The sequence below is a fragment of the Streptomyces sp. ISL-96 genome (assembly GCF_018614035.1).
GTDB lineage: Bacteria > Actinomycetota > Actinomycetes > Streptomycetales > Streptomycetaceae > Streptomyces.
On sequence record NZ_JAGGPA010000001.1, the window covers coordinates 254,938 to 280,350 of the forward strand.

At 69.6% G+C, this 25,413-nt stretch carries 23 protein-coding genes; 12 read left to right on the forward strand and 11 right to left on the reverse strand.

The window, feature by feature from the left end; genetic code table 11:
* Nucleotides 1-98: 98 nt before the first annotated feature.
* On the forward strand, nucleotides 99-1,070 hold the full coding sequence (locus J7E96_RS01120; protein ID WP_215126424.1) for a YafY family protein: 972 nt from the start codon (nucleotides 99-101) through the stop codon (nucleotides 1,068-1,070).
* A 23-nt stretch (nucleotides 1,071-1,093) separates the two neighbouring features.
* Here the strand turns inward: J7E96_RS01120 and J7E96_RS01125 are convergent, their stop codons facing one another.
* Nucleotides 1,094-2,020 (reverse strand): SDR family oxidoreductase, encoded by a 927-nt coding sequence (locus J7E96_RS01125; RefSeq protein WP_215126426.1) that lies wholly within the window; start codon nucleotides 2,018-2,020, stop codon nucleotides 1,094-1,096.
* Nucleotides 2,021-2,210: 190 nt separating this feature from the next.
* Between J7E96_RS01125 and J7E96_RS01130 the strand changes: the two genes are divergently transcribed.
* On the forward strand, nucleotides 2,211-2,729 hold the full coding sequence (locus tag J7E96_RS01130) for a DUF4240 domain-containing protein (RefSeq protein ID WP_215126498.1): 519 nt from the start codon (nucleotides 2,211-2,213) through the stop codon (nucleotides 2,727-2,729).
* A gap of 4 nt (nucleotides 2,730-2,733) precedes the next feature.
* Here the strand turns inward: J7E96_RS01130 and J7E96_RS01135 are convergent, their stop codons facing one another.
* Nucleotides 2,734-3,507 (reverse strand): SDR family NAD(P)-dependent oxidoreductase, encoded by a 774-nt coding sequence (locus J7E96_RS01135; RefSeq protein WP_215126427.1) that lies wholly within the window; start codon nucleotides 3,505-3,507, stop codon nucleotides 2,734-2,736.
* 130 nt (nucleotides 3,508-3,637) lie between these two features.
* Here J7E96_RS01135 and J7E96_RS01140 point away from each other — a divergent pair, with 130 nt between their 5' ends.
* A complete protein-coding gene (locus J7E96_RS01140) occupies nucleotides 3,638-4,303 on the forward strand; it encodes a TetR family transcriptional regulator (protein ID WP_215126429.1) in 666 nt (221 codons plus the stop codon).
* On the opposite strand, the gene J7E96_RS01145 is transcribed toward J7E96_RS01140, so the two are convergent.
* A complete protein-coding gene (locus J7E96_RS01145; protein WP_215126431.1) occupies nucleotides 4,266-5,411 on the reverse strand; it encodes a PP2C family protein-serine/threonine phosphatase in 1,146 nt (381 codons plus the stop codon). The genes J7E96_RS01140 and J7E96_RS01145 overlap by 38 nt on opposite strands.
* 166 nt (nucleotides 5,412-5,577) lie before the next feature.
* Here J7E96_RS01145 and J7E96_RS01150 point away from each other — a divergent pair, with 166 nt between their 5' ends.
* Nucleotides 5,578-6,483 carry a TIGR01777 family oxidoreductase gene (locus J7E96_RS01150; RefSeq protein ID WP_215126433.1) on the forward strand — a complete coding sequence of 302 codons (906 nt, stop codon included), beginning with the start codon at nucleotides 5,578-5,580 and terminating at the stop codon, nucleotides 6,481-6,483.
* A 198-nt stretch (nucleotides 6,484-6,681) separates the two neighbouring features.
* The gene (locus J7E96_RS01155; protein ID WP_215126435.1) at nucleotides 6,682-7,986 is read left to right on the forward strand and encodes an NAD(P)/FAD-dependent oxidoreductase; all 1,305 of its coding nucleotides are present in this window, start codon (nucleotides 6,682-6,684) and stop codon (nucleotides 7,984-7,986) included.
* 240 nt (nucleotides 7,987-8,226) lie between these two features.
* Here the strand turns inward: J7E96_RS01155 and J7E96_RS01160 are convergent, their stop codons facing one another.
* The gene (locus tag J7E96_RS01160) at nucleotides 8,227-9,684 is read right to left on the reverse strand and encodes a regulator (RefSeq protein ID WP_215126436.1); all 1,458 of its coding nucleotides are present in this window, start codon (nucleotides 9,682-9,684) and stop codon (nucleotides 8,227-8,229) included.
* Nucleotides 9,685-9,927: 243 nt separating this feature from the next.
* Here J7E96_RS01160 and lipB point away from each other — a divergent pair, with 243 nt between their 5' ends.
* The 4 genes from lipB (at nucleotide 9,928) to J7E96_RS01180 (ending at nucleotide 12,999) form a co-directional block, all read left to right on the forward strand.
* A complete protein-coding gene (gene lipB / locus J7E96_RS01165) occupies nucleotides 9,928-10,737 on the forward strand; it encodes a lipoyl(octanoyl) transferase LipB (protein ID WP_215126438.1) in 810 nt (269 codons plus the stop codon).
* Nucleotides 10,738-10,859: 122 nt separating this feature from the next.
* Entirely contained in the window at nucleotides 10,860-11,825 is a 966-nt protein-coding gene (gene lipA / locus J7E96_RS01170; RefSeq protein WP_215126440.1) for a lipoyl synthase, read from the forward strand.
* A gap of 252 nt (nucleotides 11,826-12,077) precedes the next feature.
* Nucleotides 12,078-12,287 (forward strand): hypothetical protein, encoded by a 210-nt coding sequence (locus tag J7E96_RS01175; protein WP_215126442.1) that lies wholly within the window; start codon nucleotides 12,078-12,080, stop codon nucleotides 12,285-12,287.
* Between the two features lie 10 nt (nucleotides 12,288-12,297).
* Entirely contained in the window at nucleotides 12,298-12,999 is a 702-nt protein-coding gene (locus J7E96_RS01180; protein ID WP_215126444.1) for a DUF4191 domain-containing protein, read from the forward strand.
* 79 nt (nucleotides 13,000-13,078) lie between these two features.
* Here J7E96_RS01180 and J7E96_RS01185 read toward each other — a convergent pair whose 3' ends face one another.
* Nucleotides 13,079-13,546 carry an RDD family protein gene (locus tag J7E96_RS01185; RefSeq protein ID WP_215126446.1) on the reverse strand — a complete coding sequence of 156 codons (468 nt, stop codon included), beginning with the start codon at nucleotides 13,544-13,546 and terminating at the stop codon, nucleotides 13,079-13,081.
* Between the two features lie 218 nt (nucleotides 13,547-13,764).
* Here J7E96_RS01185 and glnA point away from each other — a divergent pair, with 218 nt between their 5' ends.
* A complete protein-coding gene (gene glnA / locus J7E96_RS01190) occupies nucleotides 13,765-15,174 on the forward strand; it encodes a type I glutamate--ammonia ligase (RefSeq protein ID WP_215126448.1) in 1,410 nt (469 codons plus the stop codon).
* A gap of 112 nt (nucleotides 15,175-15,286) precedes the next feature.
* Here glnA and J7E96_RS01195 read toward each other — a convergent pair whose 3' ends face one another.
* A complete protein-coding gene (locus tag J7E96_RS01195) occupies nucleotides 15,287-17,302 on the reverse strand; it encodes a serine/threonine-protein kinase (protein ID WP_215126450.1) in 2,016 nt (671 codons plus the stop codon).
* Nucleotides 17,299-17,658 carry a hypothetical protein gene (locus J7E96_RS01200; protein WP_215126452.1) on the reverse strand — a complete coding sequence of 120 codons (360 nt, stop codon included), beginning with the start codon at nucleotides 17,656-17,658 and terminating at the stop codon, nucleotides 17,299-17,301. The genes J7E96_RS01195 and J7E96_RS01200 overlap by 4 nt, the downstream gene beginning before the upstream one ends.
* Nucleotides 17,659-18,040: 382 nt before the next feature.
* Between J7E96_RS01200 and J7E96_RS01205 the strand changes: the two genes are divergently transcribed.
* Nucleotides 18,041-20,695, forward strand: a complete 2,655-nt coding sequence (locus tag J7E96_RS01205; RefSeq protein WP_215126454.1) for a lipopolysaccharide assembly protein LapB — start codon at nucleotides 18,041-18,043, stop codon at nucleotides 20,693-20,695.
* A 66-nt stretch (nucleotides 20,696-20,761) separates the two neighbouring features.
* On the opposite strand, the gene J7E96_RS01210 is transcribed toward J7E96_RS01205, so the two are convergent.
* The 4 genes from J7E96_RS01210 to J7E96_RS01225 all read right to left on the reverse strand — a co-directional run bounded on the left by J7E96_RS01210 (nucleotide 20,762) and on the right by J7E96_RS01225 (nucleotide 24,782).
* A complete protein-coding gene (locus tag J7E96_RS01210) occupies nucleotides 20,762-22,585 on the reverse strand; it encodes a choline/carnitine O-acyltransferase (RefSeq protein ID WP_215126456.1) in 1,824 nt (607 codons plus the stop codon).
* Nucleotides 22,582-23,415, reverse strand: coding sequence for a class I SAM-dependent methyltransferase (locus J7E96_RS01215; RefSeq protein ID WP_215126458.1), 834 nt, complete (start codon nucleotides 23,413-23,415; stop codon nucleotides 22,582-22,584). Before J7E96_RS01215 ends, J7E96_RS01210 begins: the two co-directional genes overlap by 4 nt.
* Before the next feature lie 62 nt (nucleotides 23,416-23,477).
* Complete coding sequence (locus J7E96_RS01220; RefSeq protein WP_215126460.1) at nucleotides 23,478-24,347, reverse strand: arpA protein; 870 nt, start codon at nucleotides 24,345-24,347, stop codon at nucleotides 23,478-23,480.
* Between the two features lie 162 nt (nucleotides 24,348-24,509).
* Entirely contained in the window at nucleotides 24,510-24,782 is a 273-nt protein-coding gene (locus tag J7E96_RS01225) for a hypothetical protein (RefSeq protein ID WP_214977567.1), read from the reverse strand.
* A 113-nt stretch (nucleotides 24,783-24,895) separates the two neighbouring features.
* Between J7E96_RS01225 and J7E96_RS01230 the strand changes: the two genes are divergently transcribed.
* Entirely contained in the window at nucleotides 24,896-25,255 is a 360-nt protein-coding gene (locus J7E96_RS01230; protein ID WP_215126461.1) for an arsenate reductase family protein, read from the forward strand.
* The last annotated feature ends 158 nt before the right edge of the window (nucleotides 25,256-25,413 follow it).

A 25,413-nucleotide genomic window follows, 5' to 3' on the forward strand; every position in this document is an offset into this window, starting at 1 on the left:
CACAGCGGGAAGGGGCGGGTAGGGGAAAGCACCGCGCAGCGGCCCACCGGCCCGCACCCGCTCCCCCACCCGCCCCGCCACCCGGCACAATGTCGCCCATGCGCGCAGCCCGCCTCATCAAAATGGTGCTCCTCCTCCAGTCCCGCCCCTCCATGACCGCCGCCGAACTGGCCCGCGAACTGGAAGTCTCCGAGCGCACCATCACGCGCGACGCGCAAGCCCTGTCGGAAGCCGGCGTCCCCGTATACGCCGACAGGGGGCGGACCGGCGGCTACCGCCTCATCGGCGGCTACCGCACCCGACTGACCGGCCTTGCCCGCAGCGAAGCCGAGGCACTCTTCCTCTCCGGACTCCCGCGCGCCCTGCGGGAGATGGGCCTCGACGACGCCGCGTCGGCGGCCCGCCTCAAGGTGTCGGCGGCGCTGCTCCCGTCACTCCGTGACGCGTCCGACACAGCCGCCCAGCGGTTCCATCTCGACGCCCCCGGCTGGTACCAGGAGCCCAAGACGCCGGAACTGCTGCCGACGATCGCGGAAGCGGTCTGGGACGACCGGATGCTCACCGTCCGCTACAGACGCGGCCACGACCACGAGGTCGAGCGCGAGCTGGCTCCCTACGGCCTCGTCCTCAAGGCCGGCGTCTGGTACCTGTGTGCCCGCGTGGCCGGAGGGGACTTCCGGGTGTACCGGATCGACCGCTTCGCCGCGGTGGTCGTGTCCGAGGAGCGTTTCGTGCGGGACGAAACCTTTGTGCTGCCGGACTTCTGGGAGGAGCGGGCGGCGGATTTCGCCCGCTCCATCCTGCGTTCCGAGGTGGTGGTGCGGCTGTCGGAGTCAGGCGCGCGGCGGCTGCCGTACGCCGTGGACCGTGCGGCGGCGACCGAGGCCCTGGCGGTGGCGGGGCCGCCGGACGAGCTGGGGCGGGTCACGGTGACCCTGCCCGTCGAGTCGTACGAGGTCGCCTTCAGCCAGCTCTTCTCCCTCGGCCCGGAGCTGGAGGTCCTGGAGCCGCCGGCCCTCCGCGAACGTTTCGCGGAGGCGGCGGCCCGGACAGCGCGGCTCTACGACTAGTGCGGCTGAACGGCTTCTGCCCGTCAGCGGTAGTCGCTCGCCGGGGCGTCCTTGCCGCCCTCCAGGACCTCCATCATGTACGGCCAGCCGTCCGGCCGGCTGCCGTCCGCGTCCGTGAAGCCGTACTCCTTCGCGAGCTGACCGCTGGACAGCGATTGCCCGTTCCACCGCGCCCGCTGCGGGTCGGCGGCGATGGCCGCGACCGCCCGGCCGACGTACACCGGCGACTCGGCGATCTCGAAGCCGGGGACCTTGGCGATCGCGTCGCGCCAGTTCTCCTCGGTGACGCCGAAGGTGTCCAGCATCTCCTCCGAGCGGAGGAACCCCGGGGTGACCGCGACCGCCGTACAGCCGGCATCCGCCAGATCGTGGCCGAGGTTGAACGCCATCCGGATCGGCGCGTTCTTGGCGAGGTCGAAGTAGAAGTTCTCCCGGAAGCGGGTGCGGTTGTACTCGTCCGTACCGTCGGTCATTTCCACCACCAGGCCACCCCGGTTCCGCACCAGCAGGGGCAGCGCGAAGCTGAGGGTGATGGCGTGGGTCTTCACGCCGAGTTCCAGCATCCGCAGTCCGCGCGCGAGCTCGATGTCCCACATCTTTTTGCCGAACTCAAGCAGATGGTCGCCGCCCCAGAGGCTGTTGACCAGGATGTCCAGCCGCCCGTGTTCTCGGTCGATGCGTTCGACGAGCGCCTTGACCTGGTCCTCTTGGAGGTGATCGGTCGGTACGGCGATGGCTTCGCCGCCCGCGTCGTTGATGAGTTCGGCCGTCTGCTCGATGGTCTCTCCGGGTCGGCCGACCTCGCTGGCGTGTTCGCGGGTGGTGCGCCCGGTGACGTACACCGTCGCTCCCGCCGCTCCGAGCTGCACGGCGATCGCCCGTCCCCCGCCCCTGGTGGCTCCGGCGACGAGTGCGATCCTGCCGTTGAGTGGTGAGGTCTGCTCGCTCATCCCTGCTCCTCCGCTGCCGCTGTGGTGTGTTGTACGGGTTGTACGGATCGACACTGGCACTCAAAGCAGACACCTTCTGTCCTGTTTGCCGCACCGCGCCGCACGCCCGGACGCAGCCGGGTAACGACACAGCCGCATCCGGGGCAGTCCGCGTGCGCGGGCCTGTGGCAAGGCCGATGCTTGTCCCGTGATGGACGAGACGGAATTCTGGGAGATCATCGACCACACCCGCGAGGCCGCCGAGGGCGACCCCGAGGATCACGCCGACCTGCTGGTCGACGCGTTGCTCCAGCTCGACCCCGACTCCGTGCTCGACTTCGCCAGACACTTCGAGGTCCGCTACAACCGTGCGTACCGCTGGGACTTGTGGGGCGCGGCCGCCGTGCTGCTCAGCGGTGCGAGCGACGACGCGTTCGACTACTTCCGGTGCTGGCTGATCGGCCAGGGCCGGGAGGTCTTCGAGGGGGCACTGCACGACCCGGACAACCTGGCCGACCTCCTCGACGAGTTCGACGACGAGGTCGACGGCGACGGCGAGGAGCTGGGGTACGCCGCGGACGAGGCGTACGAGCAGCTCACCGGCGCGGTCGCCCCGGACTTGGGCGTCCCGGCGCAGGCCCCGGAGCCGGAGGGCACGCCGTTCGACATCGAGGACGAGGAAGCCCTGGCCGACCGCTTCCCCCGGCTGTGGGAGCGGTTCGGCGGGTAGCACGTCAGAAGTGGGTCCCTCCGTCGATCCGGATCTCGGTGCCGGTGATGAAGGCGCCGTCCTCGGAGCCCAGCATGGCGACGACGCCCGCGACGGTCTCCGGAGCAGCGAAGCCCTCACCGATGGCGGGGGCCAGCTTCATGAAGAGCGTCAGATCGGCGTCCTCGGGCAGGCCGGGACCCTTGCCGCTGGTCATGTCGGAGGAGATGGACCCCGGCGCGACGGCGACGGCGCGCAGCCCCTGCCCGCTGTACTCGCTCGCGATGGCGTGGGTCATCGACTGGATGCCGCCCTTGCTCGCCGCGTACGCCGCCATGTAGGGGTGCGCGAAGGAGGCGGAGGTCGAGGAGAAGTTGACGACGACCGGCTTGTCACCCGCCAGCAGCGTGGGGATCGCCTCGCGGATCATCAGGAAGGTCCCGGTCAGGTTAACCGCGATGATCTTGTTGAAGAGGTCCAGCGTCGTCTTGTGGGTGTGCTCGGAGCGCAGGATGCCCGCCGCATTGACCAGCACGTCCAGGCCGCCGCCCAGCGCCGAAACCGCCGCCGCGACGCCGTCGCGGACCGCCGCCTCCTCGGATATGTCGAACACGGCGGTGGTGAGGCGGTCGGCCACGCCGTCGGCGGCGGCCCGCTCGGCGGTCCCCTTCAGGCCGGCTTCGTTGACGTCGACGGCGACGACCCGGCCGCCCTCGGCGAGGACGCGGTGCACGGTGGCCCGGCCGATGCCCGAGCCGCCGCCCGTGATCAGTACCCGACGGCCTTCGTAACGGTTCACGCTGTCTCTCCGGTCTGCTGATGGCAGCGGGCTCTCTCACCCGCTCACATTCCACAGTACGCCTTCATGGCACGTTTTGCCATAGCGTCACTACGTGCATTTCGTGGACCGTCAGGCGTACTCTTCCGGGGTGAGCACCCAGCCGCCCCCCGAGCCCTCGCCGCCCGCGCCGCAGCCCTCCCTGACCGAGCGCAGGAAAGCCGCCACCCAGCTCGACATCGCCCGCGCCGCCGCCGAGCTCTTCGCCGAGCGCGGCCCCGACGCGACCACGGCCGAGGACATCGCCCACCGCGCGGGCGTGGCGCTGCGTACCTTCTACCGCTACTTCCGCAGCAAGCAGGACGCCGTCGCCCCGCTGCTCTCCGGCGGCGCCGACCGCTGGCGCGGCCTGCTCGCGGCGGCCGAGCCCGGCACCGGAGTCCTCACCGCCCTGGAGAGCGCGGTCGCCGAGGCGCTCGCCACGCCCGACGCCCAGGCCGCCGAGCAGCTCGACTGGACGCGCGGCCTGCTCCGCGCGGCCGAGAGCGACCCCGCCCTGCGCGCCGTCTGGTACCGCGTGAACCAGGAGTCGGAGGAGCTGCTGGTGCCGGTCCTCGGCCGGCTCGCCGGAGCCGGGGCAGACCCCCTTGAGGTCCGGCTCGCCGCGGCCGCCGCCACCGCAGCCGTCCGTACGGCCCTGGAGACCTGGTCGGTGTCGGACGCCCCCGTCTCGGGCCCCGGCTCCCCCGCCGAACTCGCCTCGCGCTGCCTGAACGAACTCATGGGCGGGATGCGGCTGCCGGCTCCTGGTCGCTGATCTCTGCGTGCCCGAGGGCGAGCAGGGCCACGTCGTCCTGCACGTTCTCCGCCTTGCCCGCGAAGCGCACCAGGTCCTCGCGTACGACCTCGTTGAGGGCCATGAGGTCCTCCGCCGGTACGGTGGCGGCCAGCGCGGGCAGCCGCTGCGCGAGCGGATAGAAGGTGCCTTCGGCGTCGCGTGCCTCCGTCACACCGTCCGTGTGGGCCAGGATCCGGTCACCCGGCTCCAGCGGTACGGACACCGCTTTCACCGGCACGGTCCCCGTCAGGCCGAGACCCAGCGGCGGCGCCGGATCCACCGGGATCTCACGCGCGGTCCCGCCCCGCAGCAGCGGCGGCGGGTGGCCGCAGCTGACGACCCGTACAACGGCTTCGTCGGCGGGGAACTCCAGCACGACCGCCGTGGCGAAGAGCTCCGCGTGCTCCACGGCGGCGGAGTCGACCATCAGCCGCCGGTCCAGCCGCGCCGCGACCCGCGACAGCTCCCCCTCGTCCAGCACGGCTTCCCGGAAGGCACCCAGCAGCGCGGCGACCGTCGAAACCGCCTCAAGACCGTGCCCCTGTACGTCGGCCACCAGGGCCCGGACGCCGTGCGGCCCCTCACGTACGTCGTACAGGTCCCCGCCCACCAGCAGCCCGCGCTGCGCGGACCGGTAGAGCCCCGCGCACCGGACCGGGCCCACAGCGGCGGGCAGCGGCGGCAGGACGGCGAGCTGCGCGGCCTCCGCCACCGTGCGGACCGTCACGAGCTGCTGTTCGCGCCGGGTGCGTACCCACGAGATGACCACGCTGAGCACGACGACGACCACCACCGCGAGCAGGTCGGGGGTCTCGACGTCCCAGATCCGGCGGCCGTACGGCAGGCTCAGCGTCAGGAGGGTGAGGCCGCCGAGCGCGGCGACGCTCAACGGGCCGTAGGCGAGGGCCGCGACCGGTGTCACGGCGACGACGAAGTAGCCGAGCTCGAGCGTCTCGGGCGTGACGATCTGGGCGAAGGTGAGGGCCGCGAGGATCACCGCGGGCAGGGCCCTGAGCCAGCGCGGCTGCGGCGTTCCGCGCAGCCAGCCGGGGGCCTCTTCCGCGCCCCTGGCCCGGGCCGAGCTCATCGGGCCAAGGACCCGCGGGTCGTCGCGCGGGTCGCTGACGTGGGCGGCATCCGGAGCTCCTTCACCCCTCCCACTATGGCTCAGGGGCTTACCGCACGCCCCTCAGCGCACGCCTCGTGAGCGCCTCGTGCACCCCCGCACGCCGGTGCGGGGGAAAGCGGGCAGGATGGGCCGCATGCGGATTGCGGTCACCGGCTCGACCGGTCTCATCGGTACGGCGCTCGTGCGCTCGCTGCGCGCGGACGGACACCAGGTGGTGCGCCTCGTCAGGCGTGCGGCGAGCAGCCGGGAGGAGGTGACGTGGGACCCCAAGCGGCGGGCCGTCAAAGCCACCGCCGACGGGCTCGCCGGGTGCGAGGCGGTCGTCCACCTCGCGGGGGCGGGCGTCGGCGACCACCGCTGGACCGAGACGTACAAGAAGGAGATCCGCGACAGCAGGGTCCTCGGTACGGCCGCGATCGCCGAAACCCTCGCTTCCCTGGACGCGCCGCCGAAGGTTTTCGTGTGCGGTTCGGCGATCGGCTTCTACGGCGACACCGGGGAACGCGCGGTGGACGAGGCAGCGCCGCCCGGCGAGGGTTTCCTGCCGTCCGTGTGCGTGGAGTGGGAGGAGGCCGCGGCTCCGGCGCAGGAGGCGGGTGTACGGACGGTGTTCGCCCGTACGGGACTTGTGGTGGCACGCGAGGGCGGTGCCTGGGGAAGGCTTTTTCCCCTCTTCAGGGCGGGGCTCGGCGGGCGGCTGGGGTCCGGCCGTCAGTACTGGAGCTACATCTCGATGCACGATCACATCGCGGCGCTGCGCCACCTGATCGACACCGAATCGCTCTCCGGTCCCGTGAACCTCACGGCGCCGCAGCCGGTCACCAACCGGGAGGTCACAGAGGCGATGGGGCGGTTGCTGAAGAGGCCCACGCTCTTCACGGTCCCCGCGCCGGCGCTGCGGCTCGCGCTGGGCGAGCTCTCCGCGGACGTGCTGGGAAGCCAGCGGGTGCTGCCGCGGCGGTTGGAGGAGTCGGGCTTCGCGTTCGCGTTCCCGGGGATCGACGACACCCTGCGGGCGGCGCTGAACTGAGCCGTCCGATTGACCGATTCCAGTCGCTTTCTGTCCGTCGTACGACCGTTGTGCTCCGGTTGTGCTCCGATGCCCCCGCCGGTGCGCGACTGTGCCCGCCCTCATCCGCTTCTACGCTTCAACTCGAACTCGGGCATTCCGTGAACCTGTTGAGGGCATGAGTCCCCCCACAGTCGCGCCGACCTCGGGGAGGGGCACGTGCTCACCACCGCACACCACGCGGACGTCGTCATAGTGGGGGCCGGGGTCGCCGGACTCTCCGCCGCCCATCAGCTCACCAGCGCCGGAGTAACAGTCGGCGTCCTGGAGGCAGCCCCTTACGTGGGCGGCAGGATGGCCACCGAGGAGGTCGACGGTTTCCGCCTCGACCGCATCGGCCAGGTCCTCAGCACCGCGTATCCGGAACTGCTCCGCACACCGGGCCTCAAAGGCCTCCCGCTGCGCACGTTCTCGCCCGGCGTCCTGGTGCACAGTGAGGGCCGCCGCTACCGCGCGGGAGAGGCCGGGAGCGCCCGGGGCGCGCTCAGCGCCGCGCGCGCCCTGGCGGGCACCTCGCGACCGCCGTTCGGCGGCGCGCTCGACCAGGCCCGCCTCGGTGCGGCGCTCGGACGGTTCGCGGCCACACCCGTGCACCGGCTGATGACCCGCCCCGAACGGCCCGCCGCCGAAGCCCTGTCCGGACGCGGACTGCCACCCCGTACGGTCAACGGTTTCCTGCGCCCGCTGCTCTCGGCACTGCTCAGCGACCCGGAGCTCACCACCTCCAGCCGGTGCGCCGATCTCGCGCTGCGCGGCTTCGCCCGCGGCAGGCTGTGCGTGCCCGAGGGCGGGGCCTCCGCGCTGCCGGAGCTGCTGGCGGCCACGCTGCCGCCAGGAACGGTGCGTACAGGTGTACGGGTGACCGGCGCTTCGACCACGTCGGTCACCACCGAGGACCACGGCACGTTCGGCTGCCGCTCCCTTCTGCTGGCCACCGGGGCCCGCGCCGCCGCCGGACTACTGCCGGGCCTGCGGGTGCCGCCCTTCCACCGGGTGACGGTCTTTCACCACGCCGCGCCCACGTCCCCGCTCGCGGACCCCGCCCTGCTGCTGGACGCCGACCGGAGCGGCCCCGTCTCGCACACGGCCGTACTCAGCGAGGTCGACCCGTCGCGCGCGCCGCACGGCCGGTCGCTGATCTCGTCCACGGTCCTGGGCACACCCCCGCAGGACCCCGACCGCGCGGTACGCGCCCACCTGGCCAGGCTGTACGGCGTATCCACCGCCGACTGGGAGCTCCTCGCGGTCCACCACGACAGGGAGGCGGTCCCGGCGATGCCGGCGCCGCACGACCTGCGCCGCCCCGTACGACTCCTGGCCGGGCTGTACGTGTGCGGCGACCACCGCGAGACGAGCACGGTCCAGGGCGCGCTCCACTCGGGCCGCCGGGCCGCGCACGAGATCCTCCTCGACTTCGGCATCCAGCCGGGTTACGCGGCGGGGGCCCTGCGCGAGGCGGCCTGAACGCTGGGCGCGGGGCCCCGAACTGGGGCGCTGCCCCAGACCCCGGTCCTCAAACGCCGGAGGGGCTGGGTGGTGCCGGGCAGGGTCTGGATGCTGCTGCCGAATCCAGCCCGTCCGGCGTTTGAGGACACGCCCGGAGGGCGTCCGGGGGGCTGGGGGCTTGCCCCCAGTTTCGGGAAGGGGCGGGTAGGGGAAAGCGCCGCAGGCAACCCGCACCCAACCCGCATCGCACCCCCACCGTCACCCCAACGCCGCAACCCGTTCCCGGTAGTTCCGTACAGCAGCGGCGTCCCGATACGGCTCCAGCCGCTTCTCGAAATCCCGTACATACTCCAGCGCCCGGGCCGACCGCATCTCCGTAGCCTGCTGCGCCGACTCCGCCCCCAGCGCGCACGCCTGGTCCAGTTCCCCCAGCCCCAGCCGCGCCGTCGCCAGCACCACCCGGCAGAACAGCCGGCTCCGCGCATAGCCCGGCGCCCGCAGCTGGAGCGACCGCTCCGCGTGCTGCGCCGCCGCGCGGTACTGCTGGAGGTCCCGGTGGCAGTGGCCGAACTCGTCCGCCAGCTGCGCCTGGTCGAAGAACCGCGCCCAGTGCGGCAGTTCGTCCCCCGGCCGCGCCGACTCCATCGCCCGCTCCGCCCGTACGAGCGAGGCCGTGCACGCCCGGACTTCCCCCAGCACCCCGTGCGCACGCGCCTCCGCCGAGTGCAGCAGCGCCTGCACGACGGCCGGGGCCGCGCTCCCCACGCCCTGCTGCGCCACCCGCGCCAGCTGCACCGCCTCCCGCCCGTGACCGAGGTACACCGCCTGACGGCTCATGGTGACCAGGACGTACGAGCCGTACGGGCGGTCGCCCGCCGCCTGCGCGAGCCGCAGCGCCTGGACGAAGTACCGCTGGGCGAGGCCGTGCGCCGCGATGTCGTACGACGTCCAGCCCGCCAGCCGGGTCAGATCGGCGGCGGCCGCGAAGAGCCGCCGCCCCGTCGCCTCCCCGTACGTACCGCGCAGCATCGGCTCCGTCTCGTGCTCCAGATAGCGCACCAGCGCCTGCCGGGCGTGCCCGCCGCCGTACGCGTCGTCCAGCGTCCGGAACAGCTCGCCGACCGAGCGCAGCGCCGCGATGTCGCCCGCGGAGACGCGCTGCCCGGGGCCGCGGTCGGTCTGGCCGGTCTGCCGCTGCCGGGGCACGGCGGGAGCGCGGCCCTGCGCAGGCACCCGCGCACCGTTCACCGGCAGCGGATCACCTCGGGCGACCCGGTCGTCCGCGCGTCCGATCAGCCAGTCCCGGCTCGGGACGACCAGACCGGCCGGGGTGAACGCGATCTTGCGCAGTTCGGCGTGGCTTCCCGAGTCCTTGCGCCACAGCCCGCTGACGATGTCGACGGCCTCTTCGGGGGTGGCCGCGAATTCCAGCCCCGCGTAGACCGGCGCACAGGCGTCGAGCCCCAGGTCCTGGGCGGACAGGCGACGCCCGAGGCGCCGGGTGAAGACCTCGGCGATCAGCGCGGGGGTGGTGCCGCGCGGCTGCTGGCCGCGCAGCCACCGGGTCACCGACGTCTTGTCGTACCGGAGATCGAGGCCGTGTTCCAGGCCGAGCTGGTCCACCCGTCGGGCAAGGCCCGCGTTGGAGAATCCCGCTTCCGCGATGAGCGCGGCGAGCTGGCGGTTGGGGGTGCGCTGCGGGGGTCGTTCCGTCATCAGCTGTGCGGTCTCCTGCCTTCTGGGCGCCGGGCAGCAGCCCTCATGGAACGGCGCGAATTTAGCGACATGTGCCATCCGTCCCGGCCCCTTCGGCCCACATTCATCCGATCGTGTGAGGATTCGTGGGAACGCTGACGAACACTGACGAAAACGACCTGGCCGGTGACCGGATTGGCCGCGGCCGTACAGTGGCTGAGGCGCACGAAACGTGCCCGGTGTTCGTTCAAGGGAGGCGTTGCCGTGAGTGAGCTGCGGTTTGTCCGACTGGGGTTCGGGGCGGAAGCCGTCGAGTACCAGGAGGCCTGGCAGAAGCAGCGTGAGGTGCACGCGGCACGGTTCGCGGACGAGGTCCCGGACACCTGCCTGCTCCTTGAGCACCCGCCGGTTTACACGGCCGGGCGGCGTACGCAGGACAGCGAGCGCCCGCTGGACGGCACCCCCGTGGTGGACGTGGACCGCGGTGGCAAGATCACCTGGCACGGTCCCGGCCAGCTCGTCGGCTACCCGATCATGAAGCTGCCGCGCCCGGTCGACGTGGTGGCGCACGTACGCCGCCTCGAGGACGCCCTGATCCTGACCTGCGCCGACTTCGGGGTGGAGACGAGCCGGGTCGAGGGCCGCAGCGGTGTCTGGGTGCTGGGCGACCCGGTGGAGCAGCGCCCGTCGGTTTCGGCCGGCGGCCTGTCCCTGGACTTGAACCTGGACTCCCGGCTCGAGGACGAGGAGTTCGACCCGAGGATGAATGGTCCCGAGTACGCCCCGTCCAACGCGGGCCAGCGCCGCGAGGACCGCAAGCTCGCCGCCATCGGCATCCGCGTCGCCAAGGGCGTCACGATGCACGGCTTCGCGCTGAACGTGAACCCGGACAACACCTGGTTCGACCGGATCGTGCCGTGTGGCATCCGCGACGCGGGCGTCGCCTCACTCGCGGGCGAGCTGGGCCGTGACGTCACCATCGACGAGGTGCTGCCGGTCATCGAGAAACACCTGCGGGACGTACTGGAGAACGCGGATCTGGCCCCTCGCCCCGTCGAGACGGCCACCGTCTAGCGGGCCGTCCAGCGCCCGGGGAATGCGGACCGCTGGCCATAGGTTGGCGAGACGTAATCCCCATACAAATATCGGGCGTACCCTGGTGGGCGCCGAAGAATCGAAGTCGTAGGGAGCCGGACGTGTCCGCAGTCGCACCCGACGGACGCAAGATGCTGCGCCTGGAGGTCCGGAACAGCCAGACCCCCATCGAGCGCAAGCCCGAGTGGATCAAGACCCGGGCGAAGATGGGCCCCGAGTACACCAAGATGCAGGCGCTCGTGAAGAGCGAAGGACTGCACACCGTGTGCCAGGAGGCCGGCTGTCCGAACATCTACGAATGCTGGGAGGACCGCGAGGCCACCTTCCTCATCGGCGGTGACCAGTGCACCCGGCGCTGTGACTTCTGCCAGATCGACACCGGCAAGCCCGCCGCGCTCGACCTGGACGAGCCGCGCCGCGTGGGTGAGTCCGTCGTCACGATGGACCTGAACTACGCCACCATCACGGGCGTCGCACGCGACGACCTGGAGGACGGCGGCGCCTGGCTGTACGCCGAGACCGTGCGCCAGATCCACGGGATGACCGCGGAGCGCGAGGCCGGCCGTACGAAGGTCGAGCTCCTCATCCCCGACTTCAACGCGGTTCCCGAGCAGCTGGCCGAGGTCTTCTCGTCCCGCCCGGAGGTGCTGGCGCACAACGTCGAGACGGTGCCGCGCATCTTCAAGCGCATCCGCCCCGGCTTCCGCTACGAGCGCTCGCTGGAAGTGATCACGCGCGCCCGCGAGGCCGGCCTGGTCACCAAGTCGAACCTCATCCTCGGCATGGGCGAGGAGCGCGAAGAGGTCAGCCAGGCGCTCCAAGACCTGTACGACGCGGGTTGCGAGCTCATCACGATCACGCAGTACCTGCGGCCCTCGCCGCGCCACCACCCGGTCGAGCGCTGGGTGAAGCCGCACGAGTTCGTGGAGCTTCAGAAGGAGGCCGACGAGATCGGCTACTCCGGTGTGATGTCCGGGCCGCTGGTCCGTTCGTCGTACCGCGCGGGCCGGCTGTTCGGCCAGGCGATGGAGCGGCGCGAGCAGCTGGCGGCCACGCCGGCTGTGTGAACCTGAGCACAAGCAATTACTGGCCAGTAATGGCCGGGACGACGCGGCCCGTACAGTCCCCGCAGGTGAGGGGGACCGTACGGGCCGCGTCGGTGTGGGCCCGGGATTCAGCCGTACGTGTTAAGGGTTCATGGGTGTTTGACCGCCAGGTCATGCGCTGGTAACACCAATCAGTGACCCTAGGTTTACGCACAGCTGCACACAGCAGTCGCTGTCGTTCCCGAGTCACCGCCCCGAGGAGGGACCCACACCATGCAGGCCGCCCCCGTCCGCGCTCACGCCATCCCGTCCGTCACCGACGCTCTGCGCGCCGTCGAGTCCCTGCTCATGGGCGGCGGACAGCGCACCGCACGCCGCAACGCCTGGACATCGGTGCTCGAAGACCGGCGCAGGGCCAAGGACCGGGTCGAGGCTCAGTACGTACTGGAGGCCGTGGCCGACCGGGCTTCCCAGGCAACGTAAACTTCACAGCATGGCGAGGAAGGAACGCGCAGACAACGCGGACACTGCGAACCCCGGGCGACTCAAGCAGATTGCCCTGACCTACAAGATGACCCGGCGGGCCGACTCCAAGATCGGTCTCGTTCTCGCGGGCGTGGGCATCGTCACGTTCGGTGTCTTCCTCGGGATCGGCTTCTTGATCGATCACCCGGTCTATCTGGGCATTCTGGGCTTCCTGCTGGCCTTCCTCGCGATGGCGATCGTCTTCGGACGCCGCGCCGAGCGGGCGGCCTTCGGGCAGATGGAGGGACAGCCGGGCGCTGCGGCCTCCGTACTGCAGAACGTCGGGCGCGGCTGGTCGACGACCCCCGCGGTGGCGATGAACCGTAACCAGGACGTCGTACACCGGGCGGTCGGCAAGGCCGGCATCGTTCTGGTGGCCGAGGGCAACCCGAACCGGCTGAAGAGCCTGCTGGCGGCCGAGAAGAAGAGGATGGCGCGCATCGTGGTGGACGTACCGGTCCACGACATCATCATCGGCAACGACGAGGGTCAGGTGCCGCTGAAGAAGCTGCGCACCACGATGCTCAAGCTGCCGCGCGTCCTCCAGGGCCCCCAGGTGACGACGACCAACGACCGGCTGCGCGCCATGGGCGACCTGATGTCGAACATGCCCCTCCCGAAGGGGCCGATGCCCAAGGGCGGGAAGATGCCGCGCGGAAAGATGCGCTGACGACACACTTCAAAGGGCGGCCCGGAACCGAGAGGTTCCGGGCCGCCCTTCTGTCGTTTCCGCTCTGTCGTTCGTACGATCAGATCCTGACCTGGACGGCGCGTGCGAGGCGGTCGTGCAGGCCGCGGCCGTCGCGGTCCCAAACCAGGGCCGGGATGGCGAGGCACAGCAGCACGCTGCGAACGAGGACGCGGAAGAGGCCGAGGCGGTCGCCGTTCTCCGCGACGACCCGCAGGCCGAGGAGGCGCTTGCCGGGCGTCGAGCCGATGGTGCCGACGGTGAGCACGCTCAGTACGAGCAGAACGCCCAGCGCCCAGTTTCCGGACGCCTGCCAGTTACCGCCGGTGAGGAGCCCGTATGCGATCAGCATGCACAGGGCCCAGTCGACGAAGAGGGCGCCGAAGCGCCGGCCGAGCGGGGCGATGGCGCCCGGCCCCTGCTCCGGCAGTCCGAGCCGCTCACCGCGGTACCCGGTGTCGGCACCCATCTGCTTGGCGGCTTCGCCCGGCCCGGAGAGCCACGATCCGATTGCTTGCCTGTTGTCCACCCGTACAAGGTACTGCGACCGCTTTCGTACCCTGGAGGTCGGGCCCCTTCGCCGCCGGTCCGGAGCCGGTGGGAGCCGGTCCGGTTAACTTGCGCGAAACAAATGGGTCATGCTTGAGAAATCCGGTCTGCCTATGGTCGGGTCCAGCGTGTGCCACCGCACTGGCCGCACGGAGAGCTGCAACCCCATCCCCACCGGGTGGGAGTAGGAGGAGTTGGATGTTCCAGAACGCCGACGACGCGAAGAAGTTCATCGCCGACGAAGACGTCAAGTTCGTCGACGTCCGGTTCTGCGACCTGCCCGGAGTGATGCAGCACTTCACGATCCCGGCCGCGGCGTTCGACCCGAACGAGGAGCTGGCCTTCGACGGATCGTCGATCCGCGGCTTCCAGGCCATCCACGAGTCCGACATGGCGCTCCGCGCGGACCTGTCGACCGCCCGTGTTGACGCTTTCCGCAAGGACAAGACGGTCAACATCAACTTCTTCATCCACGACCCGATCACGGGCGAGCAGTACAGCCGTGACCCGCGGAACGTGGCGAAGAAGGCCGAGGCGTACCTGGCGTCCACCGGCATCGCCGACACGGCGTACTTCGGCCCCGAGGCCGAGTTCTACGTGTTCGACAACGTGCGCTTCCAGACCTCCGCGAACGAGTCCTTCTACCACATCGACTCCGAGGCCGGCGCCTGGAACACCGGTGCGGTCGAGAACAACCGCGGTTACAAGGTCCGCTACAAGGGTGGCTACTTCCCCACCCCGCCGGTCGACCACTTCGCCGACCTGCGTGCCGAGATCTCCATGGAGCTGGACCGCAACGGCCTCCAGGTCGAGCGCCAGCACCACGAGGTCGGCACGGCCGGCCAGGCGGAGATCAACTACAAGTTCAACACGCTGCTCGCCGCGGCCGACGACCTGATGCTCTTCAAGTACGTCGTGAAGAACGTCGCCTGGCGCAACGGCAAGACCGCGACCTTCATGCCGAAGCCGATCTTCGGTGACAACGGCTCGGGCATGCACGTCCACCAGTCCCTGTGGTCGGGCGGCAACCCGCTGTTCTACGACGAGCAGGGTTACGCCGGCCTGTCGGACATGGCCCGCTACTACATCGGCGGCATCCTCAAGCACGCCCCGTCGCTCCTGGCCTTCACGAACCCGACGGTGAACTCGTACCACCGCCTGGTGCCCGGCTTCGAGGCCCCGGTCAACATGGTGTACTCGCAGCGCAACCGCTCGGCTGCGATGCGTATCCCGATCACGGGCTCGAACCCGAAGGCCAAGCGCGTCGAGTTCCGCGCCCCGGACCCGTCCTCGAACCCGTACCTCGCGTTCTCGGCGCTCCTGATGGCGGGCCTGGACGGCGTAAAGAACAAGATCGAGCCGGCCGAGCCGATCGACAAGGACCTGTACGAGCTGGCTCCGGAGGAGCACGCGAACGTCCAGCAGGTCCCGACCTCGCTCCCGGCCGTCCTCGACGCCCTCGAGGCGGACCACGACTACCTGCTGGCCGGCGGTGTCTTCACCCCCGACCTGATCGAGACGTGGATCGACTACAAGCGCGTGAACGAGATCGCCCCGATCCAGCTCCGCCCGCACCCGCACGAGTTCGAGCTGTACTTCGACATCTAGCCGACAGGCCGTCGCCGGCCTGGCACACACGATCATGGCGAGCCGTCACCTGCACCTCACGGAGCAGGGGGCGGCTCGTCGTCGTTCACGCCGCAGGCGGTCGTACCCCGGGTCATTCCAGGCAGCTCGAGCCTGATCCCCAGCGCAGGAAAGTGGCACGGCCGTCGCTGCCGCGGATGGCGACGGCGTACTGGGAGTAGGCCCATTCCTTACGGGCGCCGGCCTCAGTGGTGATGGTGTCGCAGGCGACGGTGGCGGCTGCCTCTGCCCACCGGCTCCGGGTGTGCTGGTCCCATTCGGGTTTCCGCGCCCACACGTACATGACGCTCTTGAACGAATCGAAGCCGATACTCGTGTCGCTGTGGCTGATGTAATTGGGATCGTTGACCAGGCGGGAGTTGCCGTTCCACTCGGAGAAGAGGCGGTTGACGGTCTCGTCGGCCACCCGGATCTCGTCCCGGCTCGTGCTCGGGGTCTGCGCTCTCTCCAGCCCCTCTGTGTCCGGCTGCCATGAATACTCCCTGCCTTCAAGGCCTTCGCAGCCGCCGGCCGCGTCCCCGTATCCCAGAACGTGGATGGTGTCGCTGGTCGCCGGTGTCATGAGTTCGCGCCAGTAGATGGCGTACCGGCCGTACGACCAGCCGCCCGGGTTCAAGCCCAGCCGTTCGGAGAGTTCCTGGCATGCCGCCTTCTCGGCGTTCTGGAGAAACGTGTCGTGCGCGGAGTCGCCCCACAGCGGCTGCGGGTCCGAGGTCACGAAAACGGTTTGGGCGGCGTGGTTGTACGTGATGTCCACGGTCGCCTCGGTCATGCCGTCGTCCGCGAGGAGGGCTTCCGTACGATCCTTGATCGCGGACGCTGCTCCCTTCTCGGCAGTGACGGCCGGGCCACGGGCAGCTTCCCACTCCTCGAAGCGGGGCTCTCCCCCACGCCCTTCCCTCGTGTACGCGGGCAGCGGATCGTCCTTGATCTTCGCGTCACCCTTGTTGGCTGCAGCCGGTGCACCGGTCGAGCCGGGAGCCGGCGCCGTTGTCCTTCCCTGAGACGACTTCGGACTCTTGTGCCCGGACGTGCTGCCGGTCTCGGCGGGCATCAACGCGAGGAATGCCCCGGTCACACCGCCGACGACGACGGCCGCCGTCGCGACTGTCGCGTACAGCCTCGTCCGCGAGCGGGCGGGGGGCGTGTGCCAGGTGGGGTCGTCGAGGACAGGCATGTCCCACTCGGCCCCGATGAGGTCCCCGACGAGGGTCGACTCCATCGCGGCCTCGCTGCTGAGGACTTGCGTGGCCTGGGACGCGAGGAGCTGTGAGCATTCCTCGGCGGCCTCGGTCGCGGTCAGCCGCTCGTCCGGCTCCTTGGCGAGGGCCTTCTCCAGGGTCTCCCGCAGGCCCTGCGGAACACCCTCGAGGTCGGGGGCTTGGGACATGACGCGGAAGGCCACCACGTCCGGTGCGCCGGTGCCGAAAGGGAGGCGGCCGGTGGCCGCGTAGGCGACAAGGGCACCCCAGACGAACATGTCGCCTGCGGGTCCGGCGGTGCCGCTGCGGTAGTGCTCGGGGCAGATCCAGCCGGGGGTGCCGGTCATGACGCCGGTGCGGGTTACCGAGGTGCCGTCGGCGGCGTGGGCAATACCGAAGTCCAGAACCTTGGGCCCTGCCGGCGTGAGGATGACGTTCTGCGGCTTCATGTCGCGGTGGACAACACCGGCTTGGTGGATAGCGGCCAGGGCCTGTGCGGTGCCTGTCGCGAACGCGTACAGGCTGCCGCCCGCAAGCGGTCCGTGGCCGGCCAGGTGCTGGTTCAGGGTGGGGCCGGGCGCGTACTCGGTGGCGAGCCACGGGGCAGCGGCGTCGGGATCAGCCGCCAGTAGTGGTAGGAGGCACGGGCCGCACACGCGGGAGGAGAGGACAACTTCGCGGTGGAAGCGGGCCCGGAACTCCGGGTCTTCGGCCTGCGCCGCGTGGATCACCTTCACAGCTACCCTCTGCCCGGCAGGATCGAGAGCGGCGTGGACGGTGCCCATGCCACCGGAGCCGAGACGGCCGATGACCCGGTACGGGCCTACCCGGGCGGGGTCGCCGGGGCGGGCGGGCTGAACCCGTCCAACGGAGCCGGCATCGCTCACAGGTCGTCGTCCTCGGCAGCGAAGCGCTCCAGGTCCATCACGATGCGTGCGAGGTCTGAGGCGACCGTGTGAAGGCTGTCGCCGAACTCCTCCGAGGCCTCTGACTGCCTGCGGCCGGAAAGGGAGTTGAGGATGTCCTCAATGCTGGAGACGTCCTTGGCAATGCTCGCAATGGCGTCGGCCGTGACCTGCTCGGGGGTGGCCGGTGTGGCGGCGGCCTTGAGCACGGCGATGACCAGACGGCCCGCTCCTCCCGCCGCTGCTCGGGTGATACGCGCGCCACGACTGCGCGCGATCCGCTGCATACGGGTCGTCGGCGCGTCGGAGACGGTGTTGTCGAGGTCGTCGCTGTTCATCGGGTCCTCACTTTCAATGCCCGCAGCAGAAGGTCGAGCATTCCTCTGGCCGCCCTGCGGCGGTACGCGTGATGAGACCACACAGCCGGGAGGATCACGCCGATATATATCAGCAGGAAGACGGCCAAGAGCAGTGTGCCCAAAGGAGTAAAGGCATCGGTCAGGAGGCCGACGCTCCGGTGGACGACGTCGCTAACAGGCATACGGGGCTCCTCGGTGGAGACGCTGTCGAATGACGTGCCCAACAGTCCATGTCCAACGGGGCGTTCAGCAGCTGTGTGCGAAACTCTGGACACCGATCGGGTGGTGTGCCTGGTGCGGGGGAGCGCATCGCCAATGTGTCCAGCGATACGCAGGACGTACTGGACAACCAGGGGAGCGGATGGTGACCAACGGGGGTTCCCGAGCGGGAGAGGACGCCTTTTTCGCGGACCTGCGCCGGCTGGGGGAGCTGTACCGCACGCGCTTGGCGCGGCATCTGACGTTGAGACCACTGGCACGCTCAGCAGGCGTCGGCTCACCGACGACGATCAGGGAATGGCTGCACGGCAGCCGGTTCCCCCAGCAGGCAGATACGTTCATTGCCGCTGTCGTTGAGCTGCGCGATACCGCTCAACGAGCAGGAATCGAGATGTCTCGCGAGGAGCAACTGCTACTGGACCCGGTCAGTTGGCGTGACCGGCACCACGAGGTCGCTCGACTGAGGGCGAAGGCGATCGGGACTGGGGTACAGCGTGAACGCGCTGTCGCTGCTCTCGCTGACCACGACGCTGCCGCACGTCTCGGGTCGCTGACCGACAAGCCTCGTCCACTGGCGAACTGGCACCCTCAGCAGCTCGGGGTGCACCCGGCGATCCCCGGCGCTTCGGAGGCGTCGCCTGGTACATCGGGCCAGAGTTTCGTTCTGCCGTCGTATGTCGAACGCGAACACGACCAGCGGTTGCGCGCACGTCTGGATACGGTGGCTGCCGGCAAGGATGCCGTGCTCGTGGTGGTACGCGGTGAGTCCTGCACCGGAAAGACCCGCACTGCCTACGAAGCCGTACGGACATGTCTGAGCGATTGGCAGTTGGTCTTCCCGAAAGACACGGACAGTCTCTTGTCGGTGCTGGCCGCAGACGCTCTTGCCCCGCGGACGGTGCTGTGGCTGAACGAGGCTCAGGGCTTTCTGTCAGGTCATTCCGGAGAGGCGGCCGCCGTAGCTCTGCGCCGGCAACTGGAGCGGCGCGGCCCGGTCGTCATCATCGCGACTCTGTGGCCCGAGCATCACCGCACGCTCACTCGGCTGGACGACAACGGCAAGGATCCTCACAAGCAAGCGCGTGCTCTGCTTGCCCAGGCGGACCTGTTTCACGTACCGAATGCCTTCCACGGGTCCGCGTTGAAGTCCGTACACGCCCTGGATGATTCGTCACTGCTCGTTGCCGTACGTACCAGCAGAGACGCAGCGATTACGCAGACGCTCGCAGCCGGCCCCCAACTGGTCGACCATTACGAGCAAGGAGACGGGCCGCCGGACTGCTATGGCAAGGCGGTCATCACCGCTGCCATGGATGCCCGCCGTCTGGGGCATACCTCTCCGCTCTCTGCCCGGTTCCTCGAAGCTGCGGCTCCCGGCTACCTGACAGAAGCGCAGCGCGCCGCCGCCCCACCCGACTGGTTCTCGCGGGCTCTGGCCTACGCGCGCACGAAGATTATGGGAGTGGCCGCACCCCTCCATGATGTGGCGAGTCCGAGCGGTATGGGCGCGATACCTGACGTGTACCGGTTGGCTGACTACCTCGACCATCACGCCCGCAACGTCCGCCGCTTTATCTTTCCCCCAGCCCTCTTCTGGGAGGCGGCAAAGCGGTACTCGGCGAGTGCCGCCGATCTCCACGAGCTGGCCGGCTCCGCCGAGAGCCGCAGCAGACTGCACATGGCGTACACCCTCTTCAGAGAAGCTGCCGAAGGCGGCCACTCCGCGTCGTGGGCGCAACTGGCGTACTTCTGCCAGGACCGGGGGCCTCTTGTCGATGCGGAGAATTTGGCGTGGAAGGCCTGGGATGTGGGATACAGGGACCCACTGCTCAACCTGGTCCTGCTGCATAAGGAAGCCGACAACCACGCGGAGGCAGAGCGCCTCGCTCGCGCCGCGGCGGAGACAGGCCACCCTACCGCGCTTCTCGCTCTCGCGCAGTTGCCCGAGTACCTGGAGAGCAGCGAGGAATCGGAACAACTCGCTCTCGCTGCCGCAGATCTCGGCGACGCGGAAGCTTTGACATTCTGCGGTCGGATCCGCATGCTCGCGGGCGATTCTGAAGCCGCGGATCGCCTCTTCGGTCGGGCTCTGGCTGCTGGAGACGTATCGGCAGCGTTCGAACTTATGCGCATGCGGGAGAAAGCAGGAGACATAGCGGGGGCGGAAAGGGCGGCGCGGCAGGCCGTCGATATGGGCGATTACTTTGTTCTGGCGGCACTTGCCTCACTCCTGTCTGAAGCGCCAAGTCCAGAAGTCGGCAAGCGGTTGGCCCGGGAGGCAGTTGACCTGGTTGGGTCGAAGTTCACGGGAATGTGGGATGCCCCCTGGACTACGTATCAGGGTCGGTGGCTTGGCCTGTCCGTGCTCGCAGGCCTGGCTGAGAAGGAAGGGCGCGGCGGCTGGGAAGAGATTTACCGGCAGGCAATGGCGGAAGGCGATCTTCAGGCCATACGGCAAGTGGCCGATCACAGACGGAGCCTCGGCGATGGCGCCGAGGCCGAAAGGCTCTACAGAAGAGCTGCCGACCTCGGCCACTCCCGCGCACTGATCTCTCTCATCCGGATGCAGCTGGACGCGGGGCAAACGGAGAGTGCCGGTGAACTCTGCCGTGCCGCAGTAGACGCGGGATATTCGAGCGCTATTGGGGCCCTCGCCGACATATGGGAAAGGAGAGACGGCCAGGAGCGCGGGGAGCAACTATACACTCTCGGCCTTGAACTGGACGGATCCATGGCGGCGGAATGGGCGCCCGACCCGGCTGTGTCCTCTCACCTCCAGCCGTCGGGTGAGACCTGAGTCGGGACTTCTGGCCGAGGGCCGTCACCCGGTGTTGTACGGCGTGACGGCCCTCAGTCGCCCGGGTCAGCCCTCGGACGCGAGCAGTTCGCTCAGTTCGGTTACCGCCTCGCGGAGGCGGGTGGCGAAGGTTTGCATCTGGGCGGCCACCCGGAGCGGGGTGCTCAGGTAGAGGTTGAAGCGGTGGGGCAGGAGTACGTAGGCGACGCCGATGCAGCGGGGGCTGGTGGAGCCGAAGCCGAAGTACTGGATGTTGGCCGAGGGCGCTGAGCTGGTGCTCAGGTAGTCGTCGCGCATCTTCAGCCAGCCCGGAGTGCGGTAGAGGGGTGGCTGCTGCGTTACGCCCAGTTCGTTGCCGCGGCGGCGCTGGATCAGTTCCAGTTCCCACAGGTGTTGCTCCGGGGCCTGGCCCGCCTGGCATTCCTTCGCACGTGCCACGTGCTTGTCGGCGGCGGCGCGGAACGCGGTGCGCCGGGTGTGTGCGTCCGTCGTCGGGTCGTCCATCGTCGTTACGAAGTCCTGCATTTCCGGGGTGACTACGCGCATCGCCTCCGTGCGGCCGTGCCGGTATTGCCGGGTGGCGATCGATTCGTACGTGGCGCCCAGGTGGCCCTTCGCACGCTGGTGGGCCAGTTGGTAGGCGACCTGGACGAACGCGTCCGGTGAGACGCCGAGTGCCTTGGCTGTGTCGGCGCCGAAGTCCTCGAAGGAGAGGGTGCTGGTGGCCGTGTTCTGCCCGTACTGCGCGAAGGCGTCGGCGGCGGAGCATACCTGGGCGCGCAGGGTGTCGTTCAGTTCGAACGTGATGGGTTCCGGGGCCGGCGGGCCCTGGGGGCGGGCTCCGGACCTGCGGGAGTGCTCGTCGGCGGGGGTGCTCAGGAGGGCGTCGGTGAAGCTGAGGATGGTGGTGCCGTCCAGCTCACAGTGTTCGACGTTGATGCCCGCCCGGCCGTCGGCGAAGACGATGAAGGACACGGCCTTGTCGAACCAGCGGTTGCCCCGGTCCCCGTACAGCAGCTCGTCGCACGCCGCCTGGGTGTCCGACGGTGCGAAGTCCTCCAGGGAGACGCAGAACAGGGCGGTCTCGATGGTGTTCAGGGCATCGGTGTTGCGGGGGTGGCACGCGAGGAGTGTCTGCCGGGCCGCCGCCCACTCCACGCGGGCCATGGTGGTGAGGTGGCCGATGGAGGTATGGGGAGCGGGGGGTACGGCGCCGGCCTTCATGACGGCGCGCAGGCCTGCCCGCAGGTCGTCCAGGCTGTGCGGCACACCGTCCGCGCCGAGCACGTCCAGCCGGAACATGCCGCCCCTGAAGAACACCACGATGTGGCGCGCCTCGGACGGGCCCGGGGACGCCTCGGAGTACGGGCTGCGGACGGTGTCCAGTTCCGCCCCGGGAATGCGGGTCGTGGAGAACAGGTACTTGTTCTGCACCATCGACTGGGGCGCGCCGCGCTGTACGACCGGCGGGATGAGTTCCTGGTCGAGCTGCTGCTTGTAGTTGAGGGCTCCCGCGATGAGGCCCGCCGCCCGCTCCACCTGCTCCTCGCCGGAGTCCTTGAACAGGAAGAAGAAGTTGGCGTTGAGGGCGATCCGGTCGCGGCGGCCCAGGTAGCGGTACGGCCAGAAGGTGTCGAGCCAGCTGTGTACGCCGTCGGTGGCGTCGTACTCCTCCAGTGCCCTGTGCAGAACCCGGCCGGGGCCTTCCGGGCGTAGGAAGGCGGCCACTTCCGCTTCCGTGGCCGCCCGTTCGCCGGCGGTCAGCAGCGGCGCGCACCAGGCGAGGAACCGCTCGCAGCTCGCCTCCAGCGTGGGCAGCGGCACGCGCGGCAGGCGGTACTCCTGGGAGAAGGTCGTGTCGACGGCTGCTGTTGCCCGGCTCGTGTTCAATTCTGCTCTCGATTCGGGTCGTGGGGACCTGTGGTTGTTGTGGGGCGGGACAGGTAGAGCTGCGCGTAGAGCCAGCCTTCCGCCTCCAGGCCCCGCGCATCCACCCCGGCGGCGGACAATCTGTCCAGTACGAGCGACTGCTCCTCGGGGGAGGCGAACCGTCGCTGCTTGAACACCTCTTCGACGCGGACGGTCCGGTAGCCGAGACCGGCCAGCGCGCGCTCGACCGGGTCGAACGGGAACATCCGCAGCACGAAGTGGGCCATCCAGGGCCGGCGGCCGCCCTGCGCCCGGACGACCCGGGTGAGGGTCCGCTCGGTCACGTACCCGAGGCAGCCCGTCGAGATCACCAGGTCCGTCCCGGCGAACTGGGCGCGCTGCTGCGGTGTGGGCTCGTGTTCCTCCAGGTCGGCGTTCACCGCGTCGTCGAGGAACCCCGCCTCCAGGGCGTAGGACAGGGCACTGGCAGAGGTGTCCAGGCCTACGATGCGGATGCCGCGCGCGGGGCGGCGGGAGCGGGACAGTTCGCGGTCGCGGGCCAGCAGGGCTTGGCGGCCGCCCCCGTTGGAGTAGCGCGCGTAGAGCTCGTCCATGGTCGCGTCGTACTTCAGCAGGGCGGCGTTGATTCCGTACGAGCAGCCGATGTCCAGCACTTTCGGCTCCGCCACCTGCTGGGACTCCGCGTACTCCTTGATGAGCTTCGCGAAGTAGGGCTTCGCCAGCTGCGGGACGCAGTAGCCGAGCGGGCGCAGGACGCTGAAGTAGGTGCCCGGGTCGGGCTGCGTGTAGATGTGGTCGAGCGAGACTTTTCCGGTCGCGTCGAAACGCACGGGGCTTGCTCCTCTGTTGATGGCGAACTGCGGGCCCGGCGGTCGGTCGATCCGGCAGTCGGTCAGTCCAGCAGCCGGTCGCCCCGCACGGCCCGGCCTTCGGACGCCAGGTGCTCGGGCAGTACCCGGCCGAAGAGCTGCCGGGTTCTTGCCACATTGCCGATCACGCCGGGGCGCTCGCTGTAGGCGAATATCGCGGAGTGACGCGCGACTTCGCCCCGCACGGGGCTGACCCGGTGCAAGGAGTAGCGGCCCTTGAACAGCTGGAGGTCGCCCGGTCGCAGGGGGAGGCGGCGGGTGAGGCGCTCGCCCCGGCCGTCCAGTACGTCGCGGACGTCGTCGAAGTTTTCGTCGTACGCGGATCTGATGTTGGGGCAGTACTCGAAGTCGCCACCGGACTGCGGCTGCTGGGTGAGCATGCTCACGGTGAACTCATTGGTGTCGAAGTGCCAGGGGTGCTCCTTCCCCGGTGCGACGACGTTGAGGACCAGCCCGGAGAGCGGGTCCGCCAGCTCGTGCAGCGTCGGCAGCCCGAAGCAGCGCGCGACGAACCGCTGGAACGTCTTGTGGGAGTACAGCCGGCTGATGAGGGAATCCACGGGTATGCGGTCGCGGGCGACGAACGCGTTGCCCCGCTGGAAGGTTCTCCGGCCGGGGTGGTTCTCCGGCAGAGTGGAGCCCACCGCGATGTTGTAGACGTTGACCGTTTCGACGTCGGAGTGGGCCAGCGGGGCGATGGCCGAGCACTCCTGCCGCAGAACGTCGCGGAGCGACGGGCGGATGAAGTCCGGCAGCACGGTGCAGCCGAGAGCCGACAGTTCGCGCCGGGCACGGGAGACGATGTCCCGCCCCTCGGCGCTGTCGAGTTCCGACAGGGGATACCGGGCTGTGTCGACCACCTGATCGAGCGTTGCGGCTTCCAAAGTGCTCATTCGACCCTCTCCGCGTGGGGGCAGATCGCGATTTCGGAGCAACTGTACTGGTGAGTAACGAAGTTGAAAGTGCCTGTGACGCGTCACACTTCCGCGAGGCAGTGCGCTTTCCGGGCAGAGGCGCGCCTTCGGTCGTGCCGAAGACGCGCCCCCGGCCTCAGTTCAGCGGCCGTAGCGGATCAGCGTGCGCACCATCCGGCACGTCGTGTCCGACGGCGGGTGGATGCCGATGAGCTCCGCGGTGGTGCGTATCTTGCGGTTGGGTGCCTGCGACGGGTGGTACACGCCTGTGTCGAGCAGCGCGATCGCCAGGCGCATCGCCTTGAGGCGGCGGTTGTGGGTCTCGTACCACGCGCGCGGCCGTCCGGCCGGCAGTGGGGTCTTCGACAGGGGTTGCGGAGCGATCGAGAACAGTGCGGCTGCGGCCATGGGCATCCTCCTGGGGCGGTCGGGAACCCTCTCTGACTACCTCGATTTTACTGCCCACCACTGACAATCGGCCCTGGCCAGACCCTGTTTGACGGGTGCCTGGGGGTACGGTTGCGGCCATGGAGATCTGGATCAATCCCGCGTGTTCGAAGTGCCGCAGCGCCTTGCATCTGCTGGACGAGGAGGGCGCCGATTACACGGTGCGCCGCTACCTCGAGGACGTACCGACACAGGACGAGATCCGTGCGGTGCTGGAGCGGCTCGGGCTCGAACCGTGGGACATCACGCGCACGCAGGAGGCGGCGGCGAAGGAGCTGGGGCTCAAGGACTGGTCGCGGGACGCGGGTTCGCGGGACCGGTGGATCGCGGCCCTTTCCGAGCATCCGAAGCTGATCCAGCGGCCGATCATCACGGCGGAGGACGGTACGGCCGTGGTGGCGCGTACGGACGAGGCGGTGCGGGACGCCATGTCCCGGTGACGGGGCGCGCGGGGTGATTTGGGTGGTTCGTCGCCCGGCGGGACTTGGGCGGGATACCGCTGCTACCCTCCGCGGCCATGAGTTCTGGTGATCACGGTCCGTACGGTTCCTACCCGCCCCCGTTTCCTCCTCCCCCGCCGCCCCCGCCCCCGGCCCCC